At 65.5% G+C, this 11883-nt stretch carries 10 protein-coding genes and 4 pseudogenes; 7 read left to right on the forward strand and 7 right to left on the reverse strand.

What is annotated here, in order from left to right:
* The 4 genes from E3O67_RS12445 to E3O67_RS12460 form a co-directional block, all read right to left on the reverse strand.
* The coding region (locus tag E3O67_RS12445; protein ID WP_255575871.1) for a leucine zipper domain-containing protein at nt 1-259 on the reverse strand (259 nt) is incomplete at its 3' end.
* 173 nt (nt 260-432) lie between these two features.
* Nucleotides 433-1071: a class I SAM-dependent methyltransferase gene (locus E3O67_RS12450; RefSeq protein WP_134431391.1), complete on the reverse strand. Its 639-nt coding sequence runs from the start codon at nt 1069-1071 to the stop codon at nt 433-435.
* 118 nt (nt 1072-1189) lie between these two features.
* A complete protein-coding gene (locus tag E3O67_RS17000; protein ID WP_166787016.1) occupies nt 1190-1666 on the reverse strand; it encodes a MerR family transcriptional regulator in 477 nt (158 codons plus the stop codon).
* 643 nt (nt 1667-2309) lie between these two features.
* The gene (locus E3O67_RS12460; RefSeq protein WP_134431385.1) at nt 2310-3347 is read right to left on the reverse strand and encodes a DUF2867 domain-containing protein; all 1038 of its coding nucleotides are present in this window, start codon (nt 3345-3347) and stop codon (nt 2310-2312) included.
* 938 nt (nt 3348-4285) lie between these two features.
* Between E3O67_RS12460 and E3O67_RS12465 the strand changes: the two genes are divergently transcribed.
* Complete coding sequence (locus E3O67_RS12465; protein ID WP_134431382.1) at nt 4286-4879, forward strand: TetR/AcrR family transcriptional regulator; 594 nt, start codon at nt 4286-4288, stop codon at nt 4877-4879.
* Nucleotides 4880-4981: 102 nt separating this feature from the next.
* Here E3O67_RS12465 and E3O67_RS17005 read toward each other — a convergent pair whose 3' ends face one another.
* Nucleotides 4982-5149, reverse strand: a complete 168-nt coding sequence (locus tag E3O67_RS17005; protein WP_167726618.1) for a hypothetical protein — start codon at nt 5147-5149, stop codon at nt 4982-4984.
* A 464-nt stretch (nt 5150-5613) separates the two neighbouring features.
* Here E3O67_RS17005 and E3O67_RS12470 point away from each other — a divergent pair, with 464 nt between their 5' ends.
* The 6 genes and pseudogenes from E3O67_RS12470 to E3O67_RS17865 all read left to right on the forward strand — a co-directional run.
* Nucleotides 5614-5859 carry a hypothetical protein gene (locus tag E3O67_RS12470; protein ID WP_134431379.1) on the forward strand — a complete coding sequence of 82 codons (246 nt, stop codon included), beginning with the start codon at nt 5614-5616 and terminating at the stop codon, nt 5857-5859.
* Between the two features lie 18 nt (nt 5860-5877).
* Nucleotides 5878-6156, forward strand: a pseudogene (locus tag E3O67_RS17855) (GDSL-type esterase/lipase family protein); the annotation flags it as partial.
* Between the two features lie 295 nt (nt 6157-6451).
* Nucleotides 6452-6844 (forward strand): annotated as a pseudogene (locus E3O67_RS17860) (hypothetical protein); the annotation flags it as partial.
* Nucleotides 6844-7368, forward strand: a pseudogene (mobF, locus tag E3O67_RS17640) (MobF family relaxase). The pseudogenes E3O67_RS17860 and mobF, both read left to right, overlap by 1 nt.
* A 24-nt stretch (nt 7369-7392) precedes the next feature.
* Nucleotides 7393-9513, forward strand: a complete 2121-nt coding sequence (locus E3O67_RS12485) for an ATP-dependent RecD-like DNA helicase (RefSeq protein ID WP_135102831.1) — start codon at nt 7393-7395, stop codon at nt 9511-9513.
* A 275-nt stretch (nt 9514-9788) separates the two neighbouring features.
* A pseudogene (locus tag E3O67_RS17865) lies at nt 9789-10085 on the forward strand (helix-turn-helix domain-containing protein); the annotation flags it as partial.
* Between the two features lie 215 nt (nt 10086-10300).
* Here the strand turns inward: E3O67_RS17865 and E3O67_RS17870 are convergent.
* Together E3O67_RS17870 and E3O67_RS12495 are read right to left on the reverse strand one after the other, a co-directional pair.
* The gene (locus tag E3O67_RS17870; protein WP_370260469.1) at nt 10301-10459 is read right to left on the reverse strand and encodes an IS3 family transposase; all 159 of its coding nucleotides are present in this window, start codon (nt 10457-10459) and stop codon (nt 10301-10303) included.
* A 101-nt stretch (nt 10460-10560) separates the two neighbouring features.
* The coding region (locus E3O67_RS12495; protein WP_135102833.1) for a type II toxin-antitoxin system HipA family toxin at nt 10561-11883 on the reverse strand (1323 nt) is incomplete at its 5' end.

An 11883-nucleotide genomic window follows, 5' to 3' on the forward strand; every position in this document is an offset into this window, starting at 1 on the left:
GCGAGGTCAGCGGGCGTGACGACAGGTCGCGCATGCCGGCCTCACCAGCGGCCCGATACCGGTCGGCCCACTTCTTCGCCGTCGCCGGCGAGCAACTCATACTCTTCGCCGTCGCCGGCGAGCAACTCATACTCTTCGCCGTCGCCGGCGAGCAACTCATACTCTTCGCGGCCCGCCGAAGGTTCCAGCCATGGACAACGACGCGGCGGGCGAGCAGCAATCGACCTTTCGGGGACAACAAAGCGTTAGCGTGGGACACGAGGGCCTCCTGGAAATCGAGTGAGTGTGGTTACCCACTTCGATACCGGAGGTCCTCGCCCATTTAACTCAAGCCACGCCGTTCACAACCTCCTTGGGAGTTACATCTAGNTTCACAACCTCCTTGGGAGTTACATCTAGCGCACGGGAAGGCTGCCTCCGGCGCGCTGAGACTCAGCCACGACGTCGGGCCACCCATGCCACTGAGTGGACCAGGTCGATGCGCTGCACGCCGCTGAAGGTCACTGTCAGCGCTGCGCTGATCTCGGCGATTTGGTACACGGTGAGCGCAAGGCGTCGCGAGGCCGATGATGGTGCGGCAGGGCTGTGCCATGACAGCACAAGGGTCCCGCCGGGTCTGAGCACGCGCGAAATCTCGGCCAGGCCTGCAGCGAGGTCCGGCCACATGAGGATCGAGTTGACCGCGACGAGAGTGTCGCACGACCCGGCGGCCAGGGGCAGGCTCTCGGCGGTGCCGTCGTTGACACTGACGAGCCCGGCGTCGATGAACCTCGCGCACCGTCGTGCTGCCTGAGACCTCATCACGGGGGACGGGTCCACCAGATGCAAGCGCAGATGCGGGTGCCGATCCGCGAGGACCGCGGCCAGAAGGCCGGGGCCTGATCCGAGTTCGCAAAGGTCAGAGCCGGGGGCCGTGATCAGGTCGGCGATCTCGCCTTGCTGATCGACACCTCGACTCATCAGGAAACCGCCCACGTAGCCGAGGATCCCGCGGGGGAGAAAAAAGGCGTTCAGAATCGGTTTGGGCGGGCGGCGGGGCGCCAACCCCACGGCTTTGGTTTTGGTTGTCATAACGGACACGGTCCTCCTTGAACTCCAGTTCAAGTCAAGCACCGAATCCGCCCGACGCCGAGGAAGCGGCGACGCAACACGCGCGGTCGCCCCAGCCCAGGCAGTAAGACCGCGGTGGCTACGCCGGGCCTCGCGCCGTTTGGCTGCGATCCTTGCTCGCCGCCTCGGGGTGCGATGGCATCTGCCTGGGAGTTCGCGCTGGAGGCGGCAAGTGACTCAAGACGGCATCTACCTTCCGCTGGGCATGCTTACACATCTCCAGCGGATGCTCGTCTGGGCAGCTCAGCGCCCGCTCGAGAACGTCCTGGGCTTCCTCCAAGGAGAGCAGCTGCTCCTTGATGGACACGAGTCGGCGCTGAGCCGAGGGACGCCACGGACCGCTTTCGCTCCCAACCAGCATCGACTCGATCTCCTCGAGCGACAGGCCCGCCTGTTGGCCGAGCCGGATGAAGGCCAGTCGCCGCTCCCCGGCAGAGTCGTAAACGCGGCCGCCGTCGGACCGTCTGCTCGAGTGGAGCAATCCAAGTCGTTCGTAGTAGCGCAGCGCCGATGGTTGCATTCCAAAGGCGCTGGCCAGTTCCCCGATCGTCCGCATGGGTGGCTCCTTGTTTGACATGGGCTCCGGTTCAAGGAGAGCGGCCCCAGCATGCTCCCTCTGGGAGCGCCGAAACTCCGGACTGCTGCAGGTTCTCTCGGCTGCGCGATGCAGACGGAGTATCTGGGCGGATTCGCCGGTGCGACACGTGACGAACGACCTCGTCAGTCCAATATGACCGACATGGCGAGCCGGGGCAAGCCCACCGTCCCATCCCGTCCACTCCACACGAGCACATTTGGTCGGAAGTTCCTCGCCAACCCAGCCATGCGATCTAGCTGATCGTCGCATGCCGATCAGGGAGGAGCGCGGACTCGCAGCGGGCGTTGTGCTGGCTGAGACGACGGCCTTCGTGCTCAGCGGATTCCGCTGCCCGCTACGGGCGTTGCGCGGCGGATGGGTGCCGAGCATGCCGGAGTCGCCGACTTCTACCGCCGCGGTGGTCAGCGCAGGCCCTCCCCGCTATCCACATCCTCACGGGGTCGACCTCGGTCCCGCCCAGAAACGTCGATCTCCCCGGGGAGATCGCAGGCTACGGAGGCGTCCTGCACCGTCACGTCCGCTCAGCAAGGCAACGACCCTACTTCGGCTCGCACGACCATGCTTCCAAACTCACCTCGGCCCTTAGTCAGGTCGATCCTGCTCATGCCGGCCGATCCTGCGCCTCGACACGAGCCGGATTGGAAGAATGCCCGTCCAGCGTGGAGGTTGGCGAGGGAGTGACAAGTTGGGCGGCCCGGTGCATCGCCCTCCGAACAAGTCGGCGGTGGAACGGTTTGATCACGGCTAGGTAGCGCCGGCCCCATACGTTGTGGAACATCACCGCTGTGGTGACAACGAGATGTGGCCTACCGTCCGCCTGAGAGACGAGGCTGAGGGAAGCTCGGAAGTTCAAATGACGGTCGTCCAGACCCACCAGGACCTCGCTCGAGGTGCTTTGCAGCACCGGGAACGGACCTTCAGGGCCGAGGTTCGGCGCGCCTGTCCAACGTCGCAGCACGTCGCCTCCAGCTATCCGGAGGCGGAGCAGCCGGCTACTTCTGCTCAGATCGGACATGACTTGTCGCCACACCTCTGGGTCCTGTGGTGCGTTCGGCGGCAAGACCATTCGGTAGGCGTCCGCCCAGTCGACTCGCGTCAGCGATTGGCAAGCTGACGAGGACGGAAGCACCGCCTGAGCACGGGGTCGTGGCGCCCCCAACGCCAATAGCACCCGCACCCAGCGGGAACGTTGGTGTGGCCGGGACGGCACATTCCCGGTGGCGACTTCTGCCCGATCCAACACCTCTTCAAGCACTGCGTCGTGGATCCTCCCGATGATCAGCGGCCATCGCACCCGCATCCAGCCGTGTGGTGTGGCCACGACCTCGTGCCGCAGCAAGGTACCGGTCTCCCCGTCGGCTCGCACGTGGAAGGAGTGGTGCCCCACCAGCCCGGTCGGCTCACAAAAGCGGAACACGAGGTTGCCGGCGGTGGGGTCCACAGATGTCACCTTGTAACGCATCGGGCCATGTCCGCCGAGGGCGCCCTCAGCCACCGGGCCATCAAAACGCAGGGCCGGGACGCCGGGCGGCCACAACTTATCATCTCGACCCGACATCTCCATCAAGAGATCCCAGACCCGCTCGGGTTCAGCTGCGATACGGCGCTCGTGGACGTTATTGATCTTTGCGGTACTCATCGTCCGTCTGCTTCCGTGTCGATTGCGCAATAGATAATGGTGTGGGTTCTGGATAGCGTCACGGTGTCTCCATTGGTCGAAATTGAATCACGAGGCCGGTCTCGACGAACACGATCACACACCCCCCCAGCAGCACCCAGGGGGCCGAACCCGTTGATGAGCACCTCCGGGTCGAGCCAGGGGAGAACGGCCGCGTGGGCCAATACAGCGCACCGCTTGGGCCAGCCGGTCGAAGCCCTGGTCGAGCACCCGGTGCCGCTCCTCGGGGGCCGCGAGGCGTCGCGACGGGCGCGCAACTCCTCCGGTGGGGTCTTCAGGCTGCAAAAAACTGTCCCAACGATCAAGTCACGTGCGCGGCTTGGAGCGCGCCATCGGGGTCAGCACACAGGGGCCAGCGTCGGGTGTTGCCTGTGAAGTTCGCTGCGGTCGTGGCGCTGATGGCGCTGATGGTTGTGGACATGCGGGACGCTCCTGTGGATAGATGCAGCTAACGGGTGTTGATGTCGGTGGCGGTCCGTCCGTCAGCGCGAGCCGTCTCCAGAGTCTCGGGAAGCCCCATGAGCGAGTGCAATCGAGACGAGGCGCAGCGCGGAGTGGACCGCCAGTGCCTGCCGGTGGAAAGGGACCCTGCTGCACCGGACAACCAGGGCATTGCGTCCAGCAGCCGCTCGCCCGGCGGCAGCCCGGGCGCCTTGGGCGTCCGATAGCAGGCCTCACGCTTCCTGCCTCCGTCTCGTCTGGGTTTGGGTCGGCTTGTGGATGCCCACCGCGCCCGCGGTGGTGCAGGGTCGACTTCGTCCGGCATGCCCTTAGCATGGCACACCGTGCCAGGGGGCACAACGTGTCTGATCGGCGCAGCCTCAAGGGCGACCTGGGCCGCTCTTCCGGCACAGGATGCCACCTGACACCGCATGCCAGGTCCAGGCTAGAATGGATGCATGGTCGACTTGAGCGAACGTCGTCACGCCAAGACAAAGGCCGACATTGTGACCGCCGCGTTGGCGATGTTTGAACGAGACGGCTACAGCCGCGTCACGATGGAGGACATCGCCAGGGTGGCGGGGGTGTCGCGTCGCACGGTCTACCGCCGGTTCCCGACCAAAGACCACATCGTGCTCGAGGTGCCAAAGCGATGGCTGAGCGCCTGGGACGGCGTCGTCGCGGGCTCGCCCGACGCGCCGCCCCGCGCCGTAGCCGAGGCGGCCGCGCTCGCGGTCGCGCGTTACATAGACGACCACATCGCCGAGGTGCTGGTCGCCTACACTGCGATCGATCAGTCGCTGGCCCTCGTCACCGCATCGGCAGCTGCTAACCGGGAGTGGGTCGAGCGGATCGTCGGGCTTGTGCGCCGAGAGCCTGGCCGCCTGGCCCCCGCGATGCAGCACGTCATCGCCGGCGCCTACCTCGGCGCGATCGACGCGATGATGGCGCAGTGGGTCGTTGGCGGCGGCCGCGGCTCGGTGCTGGGGACCACCAAGGCGCTCCTCGAGCGGCTCGCCCCGATCTGGCCCAGCGCGGCGGATCAGCCCTGATCGTTGACGTCGACGACGTACGCGGCTGGATGTACCCGGCCACCAAATAGTCGTCGCCCTGCTTGTCGATCTTGCGGTGTCGGCCGCGTCCAGCGTGAGGGTCTACCGGTCGACCAAGGCGGAGACTGCGGCCCGATCGGCGACCTCAGCCGCGTCGTTGCGGGTCAGGCGGGTGTGCACGTCAACTCCGTGGAACTCGAAGACGGGCGAATCGTGCGCAACGACCTGGCTATTTGGGCTGGCTCGTTCACGGTGCCAGCGCTCGCGCAAGAGAGTGGCCTCGCCACGGACGCAGCTGGAAGGCTGCTCGTCACGGAAACGTCGCAGCATGAGGAGTATGCCAACATCATCGGCGCTGGCGACTGCCTCAATGTGGCAGTTAATGCGGGGGAGCGTTTGCACATGGGATGCGCGATCGCGGCTCCCATAGGCGGCCATGCCGCGCTGACCGCGTTGGCTTACCTTCGCAGTAAGCCACCCACGGGCGTGTCCATTGGTTTCCTTATCCGATGCCTCAGCCTCGGACGACACAGTGGACTGATACAACATGTTGGACGAGATGACGTCCCGAGGAGCCTGCAGCTGTCCGGTCCGGCCGGCGCTTGGGTGAAGGAACGCGTTTGCGCCGGCGTCATCTCCGGCATACGGAAAGAACGCACCTCACCGGGTTCGTACTGGACCATTCCGGCGCCCGACGATTCACATGCACGTGGGGCGAGGGGCGAGGGGCGACGATGATTCCCCTGCTGATGCCCTTAGTCATGCTGCAAAAACGACAAGCCGGAGCAAACATGAAACTGCTTCCTGAGGCGTCGGGGCCGACCTTCGGAGTCGTGGGAGATGAGGCACAAGCACCCTTCCGAATCGCAGTAGTCGGCGAATCCACCGCGGTGGGCTGCGGCGTCGCCACCCACGACGAAGGATTCGCGCCGGCCCTGGCCCAGGAACTGGCGTTTAGTTTGGATCGGCCGGTTGCATAAACCGTCTTCGGGCAGCATGGCGCGACTGCTCGCAGAATCCTCTACAAGCTTCTGCCGCAGGTGGAGGAATCCGTTGATCGCGCCGTCTTACTCGCTGGGGCGAACGACGTCCTCGCGGGACGGACGCCTGAACAATGGGGCGATGACCTCGCCGCCATTGTTGATGACCTCGCCGGCCGCGCTGGTGAAGTCACAGTCGTTGGTATTCCGGCCTTCAAAACATTCCCTTCATTGCCCGCAACGTTGCGTCTGTACTTAGCTGAGCAAGCCACGAGGCTCGATCGGGTGTCTCAGTAAATATGCGCGCCGCTGCCATCTGTCACGTGGGTGACCTCGACCGCGATGCCCGACGACCTGGCCAACTTCTTCGCAGACGACGGTTTCCATCCGTCGGCCGACGGATACCGCTACTTGGCTCAGGCCGTGTCTGGCCTTGCCCCCGGTTAGTGGACACGGGGTTATGCGGCTTTAGCGAAGTCCGCGTTCTGGCTTGAGTATTGCAGTTCGAAGTCGACGGGGCTGACCTGGCCGAGGGAGGTGTGTCGGCGGCGCCGGTTGTAGCGGTCCTCGATCCAGGCGCCGACCTCTCTGGATGCAGGCCTTGTTTGGCGATGGCTTGCACCCGGACGCGGAAGCCGCGATCCGGGCTGCCATCGCCGGGGAAGCGTCCCCGGAAGATGCTGTGCAGGCGTCCCGGTTGGGGCGCCGGTTCCCGCGGATCCAGCCCAAACAGGTCGGCTGGGACGACGCCATCGCCGACGCCTACCAGGTGTTCGAAGCGGAGAACGAGCGCCGCCCCGAGGCCGGGGTGGAACGCGATCTGATACGATGGAACATCGCCGCCGCCCGCATCGCGGCCACGCTGCAGCGACCCGGCACGGACGCGGAAGTGGCCACGCACCTGTCCCAAATGGGCAAGGCAGCCCGGCAACCTGTTGCCGGTTATGACCTGGTGTTCACCCCGGTGAAGAGCGTGTCCGTGCTCTGTGCCCTCGGCGATCAGCCACCTCCCCGCAGGTCCGCGAGGCACACAATGCGGCGTGGCAGGCCTCGGTCGCCTGCCTCGAAACCGAAGCCGGCGTCACCCGGGTCGGTGCCGGTGGTGTCGCCCAGGTCGACACGCACGGGTTCGTTGCCACCGCGTTCGAGCACCGTGATTCCCGTACCGGCGACCCGAACCTGCACACCCATGGGGCCGTGTCCACGAAGGTTCAGGGCCTGGACGGGAAGTGGCGGTCGCTGGACGGTCGTGTGCTGCACGCGCTCGGTGTGGCCGCGTCCGAACGGTACAACACCCTAGTCGAGCAGTAGGTCCGTGACCGCCTTGGCGTGAGCTTCGTCGATGAGACGCGGGGGCGGAACAAGCGCAGCGTCCGCGAGATAGCAGGCATCAGCCTGGAACTGCGGAACTCGTTCTCTTCCCGGCGGGCGGCGATTGAAGACGCCTACGAAACCCTCGCCCAGGAGTACGTCGCCAAGCACGGCCACAGCCCGCCGAAGACGGTGTAGCTGAGCCTGGCGCAGCGTGCAACCTTGGAAACACGTAAGGGCAAGAGCGCCCCGAAGAGCCTGTCCCGCCAGCGCGCCGAGTGGCGGCTGGCCGCGATCAAGATCATCGGCGAGATCGTGAACGTGCACCCCGGCGCCGACTCCCAACAGATCGCCGACCAGGTCGCCCAGGCCGTGATGGCTCGCGTGATCGCGGTCAGCGCCCCGGCGCCGAACCCGGTCCCGGAGCAGCTGCGGCGCCAGGACGGCGAGTCCGTGTACCGGGTGCACGGGACCGAGCGGTTCACGTCGACGCGGATCCTCGCGATCGAAGACAGCCTCATCGACGCGGCCCGCACCGTCGCCGGCTTCACCGTCGACCCTGACACTTTCACCGCCACGATCGAGACGTTGAACGTGGCCAGCGCGTACCCGTTGGATGCATCCCGGGTGGAGCTGGCCCGCCGCTTCGCGTCCGGTGGCCGGCTCCTCGAGGTGGGGATTGGCCCGGCCGGAACGGCCAAGACCACGGCCATGCGCGCGTTCGCCCGCGCGGTCGGAGCCGGCGGCGGTCGGGTTCTTGCGTTGGCGCCGACCGAGGCGGCGTCGACGGTCCCCGCGGAAGAGATCAAGGTGGAGGCGGAGACTGCGCACAAGCTCGTCAACGTTCACCGCCACGGGTCACCTGAGCAGCAAGAGTCCGACCAGTACCGCATCGACAGCAACACCGTCCTCCTCATCGATGAGGCAGGCATGGCCTCCACCCCGCTGCTCGCCGACGTCCTCGCCCTCGCCCAGGAACACGGGGCAACCATCCGACTCCTGGACGACCCGGCACAGCTGGCCGCGGTCGAATCCCGGGGAGCCCTGCGTTTGATCGAGCAACGCGTGGGCGCCAGCTACCTCGACCAGGTCCACCGTTTCATCGACACCGACGAAGCCGCAGCGTCCCTCCTCCTCCGCGACGGGGCGAGTGCGGCGCTCGACTTCTACGTGACCGCCGACCGAACCCGGGGCGGAATCCGGGGCGGAATCCGGCAGAGCATGCTGGAAGAGATCTACGTGGCCTGGGCCACCGATCGCATGGCGAACCGGCACTCGATCATGGTCGCGGGAACCAACGACGAGGTCGCCGCGCTCAAAGCACGCGCGGTGCTGCACGATGGGAACAGGGCCGGCCTGAACGATGTGATCGTGACCCGGCAGAACGACCGGAAGCTGCGCTCCAACCACGGCAAGGACTTCGTCGCCAAAGGCGACCTCTGGACCATCATCGACACCGAAGGCGGAGACCTCAAAGTGACAAGCTTCCGGCACGGGGGAGTACTCACCCTCCCCTCCGAGTACGTGACCACCCACGTTGAGCTTGGCTACGCCGCGACCATCAACCGGGTCCAAGGCATGACCGTGGACACCTCACACATCCTCGTCGACCCGCAATCCTCCTCCCGCGAACAGCTCTACGTCGCCGCGACCCGCGGTCGCGAATCCAACCGGATGTATGCCGTCGTCGAAGAAACCCTCGAGGTCGACGCGCACGCCCCCGACCACCTCCGCACCAACATCATCGACGCCCTCACCGCCGTCCTGGCTCCTGAAAGCGCGGAACACTCCGCGACCGAAGAAATTCAACGAGCCCAGGACGCCGCAGCCAGCCTGTCCACACGGCTGCCGGCGCACGAGGCCGCGCCCGTGCGTGTCTACGACCCCAACCAGCTTAAACGGATGGAAGCCGTAGTCCGAGACGTGCTCGACACAGAGATCGACGACCGGGTCGTCCGCGACGAAGCGTGGACGCATCTTGCGAGCGGCCTCGCGGCACACGAAGTCCACGGCGCCGATGTACGCACCCAGCTCACCAAAGCAGTCCGGGCTGAGGAAGGCAGGCCTGACTCGACCGTCGAGTCGTTCGCGAAGATCTACCACCACCGCCTCGGAGCGGCAGCGGGGTCGCAAACGGAGACGAGAGTTCCGAGCTGGGTCAGTCCTCCGCCGGCAGGCGTGGACGGCGGTAATCGGGAGACTTGCGCCTGGCTAGGCGCTCGGACGCATCATGCCCCTGAGCTGCCAGCGCAGGAACCGCACCCACGGGGACCAGCGCGCCGGACCGTTGCGCAGCCGCCCGGTGGACCCGCGTTCGAGGTTGTCGAGCAGGTCCTGAATTAACGCCTCGTGCACCCAGCGGATCATCAGCGGCCAGAGCACCCGCATCTGCCCGCTCAGATGCCCTTGACTGGTGTGGGTTACGAGGCATTTGGCGTCGCCAAGCGTGGTTAGCAGAAACTCGTGGTAGCCGCTCATTCCGAGACCGGGAGCGAACTCCAAGCGGATGCGACGGCCCGGCTCGTACGCCACGACGCTGTATTTAATGGCTCCGTGTCCGCCCTTTGATCCAACGCTGAGGCCGGCGTCAAGCTCGATCGGTGACCATCCGGCGGGCCATGCACGGTCATTCGCGGTCGCAAGAGTGTCGAGCACCAAGCCGACCTCTCTTGCTGGCATGTCTATCTCTCGTTGCTGAACGTTGCGCATTGCTCTCCATACGGTTGCGTAGTGTTTGCGGTAGCCCACCCCCTGGTTGCGACCGTCAACGACTCTCTTCCACGGCGTGGGCCGAGGCTGCATACAGTGCATTGGCCGAGGGTGGACTCGGCGCCGTGGCAGTCGAACCGCTCGCCGTTCGGATAGGCGCAACCAAGGGCAGCTTCTACTCACACTTCGCCAGCCGCGACGAACTGATCACCGCGGTCGTAGCCCTCTGGGAGAAGCGGACCACTGATGCGGTCATCGTCTGGCTGGACAGCGACACTGACCCCGAGTCGCGCCTGCGCCGCCTCTTCAGCGCGGTGAGCGAAGCGGCTGGCCGCGATCCGATCGAAATTCACCTGCGGGCCGCGTCCGAGCATCCGCTCGTCGAGCCGGTCCTCCGCCGTGTCGTGCAGCGACGCATCGCCTACACGCAAATCCCCACCAAACCCAGCCGTTTCATGGTCGTGGCGACGGTTTTGCGGGAGATGATTTCCCCGTCCGCGCGCAGGTCGGCCAGGATCCTGGGGGCCTCGTCTTTGTACTCAGGAGTGAAGTCCCGACGTGATCTTGCCATAGTGAACATTCTCTCTTGTGAGGTGTCCACTCGCTGGGGTCAGGGCCAATGCGACGTGGAAGTGTGGACGCGCTAAACGCCCACACGCTCTACGGGGCGCACAGCGCCTCTCAGCTTGCGAGGTCCGCAGGCATGTGCTGAAGAGTCGAACCGTCACGGAGTTGGCTGGCTCGCCGTTCGATGAGCTCCGGCAGATGCCTGAGTTCGGGGATAGGCGCGACAACGCCTGCGGCCCGCGCAACGCTCGCCGCCACATCGTCGATTAGAGCTGCCGCGCGGCCGTCCTTGATCCCCCAGGCCGCCGCTTCACGCAGCAGATGCGCCCTTGTGACGTAGCGAAGGTCGGGCTGTCCGCCGATCGTGTGCCCGGCGGTCGTCAACCGCCGGTTCAGGAGGAGCTTCGGCGCGACATCGTAGAGCGGTGCGTTCTCGAAGTTGCCGTTCACGTCGATGAGGAGTGAGTAGTTCTTTGAGTGTGCGTCGCTGTTACCGATCAGGACGTTGAACGTCACCATGCGGAGGAGCGTCTCTTTGAACAACGTCGGCCGCAGGGCAAGGTTCGACACCTCCGACGCGATGCGCTCGAGACGGCCGGGTCGGACAGCGGAGCGTTCGTACTTGTCGAGGACAACGAGACCCAGAGCCTGCGTGAAATCCTCCTGGTGAAGCCGTCCATCCGGTCCACGGTCGTAGCGTTTGACGCCGATCGCCAGGCGGCCACCGAAATCCTGCAGCTCGGTTTGAGCGACACGGAGGCCGGCAGTGTCCGCCACACGGCTCGCCCAATGCTCTGCTTCGATCAGCCATTCAACGACAACGTTGGTGTTCGGTTCCGGTTTGATGAGATGCGTGGACATCGCTCCGGCTGCCGGCCACGCCCATCCGCGGTCGGTCTTCGTCAGCAGGACTTTCGCCTGGACGCCACCGAGAGAAGCGGTGAGTGGAAGGGAGTCCGGTGCGTGCAACGTAGGTAGTCCCCGGACGATGTCGTCGACTTCGCTGTCGCTGAGGTCACGGAGGTGCCCGGATGTCGCGGTGGTCCCAGGTGGGAGGAACTGGACGGCGCCGGCGCATTCGGCGCCTATCGCCCGGAGCAACGCGAAGTCGTCGTTGCGTGGGACGCCGTTCTCGTTTTCGATCATCGTCCGCACCTGCTGTTCGGGGAGCAGACCTTGAATGAACGTGTCGAGTGCCCGTCCTTCGACCCTCCGGCTGGTGAGCGGGAGGGAAAGCGAGAGGACCTGTGATTGAGCACCAAAACGGTTGATGGCTTCGTCCGCGAAGCGCAGGCGTAGCTTTCCGGATCGCAGGCGTTGCAGCTCTCCTAGTACTACAGTTGCGTTTGTGGGGTGTGGCCGCGGGTTTTGTAGTGGCATTGCTGGGCGCGGTGTTGGTGTTTTCGTCGCCAGAGGGAGCAGCGGATCACGTGGCGG

It is taken from the genome of Cryobacterium sp. TMT3-29-2, assembly GCF_004564305.1.
Classification (GTDB): domain Bacteria; phylum Actinomycetota; class Actinomycetes; order Actinomycetales; family Microbacteriaceae; genus Cryobacterium; species Cryobacterium sinapicolor.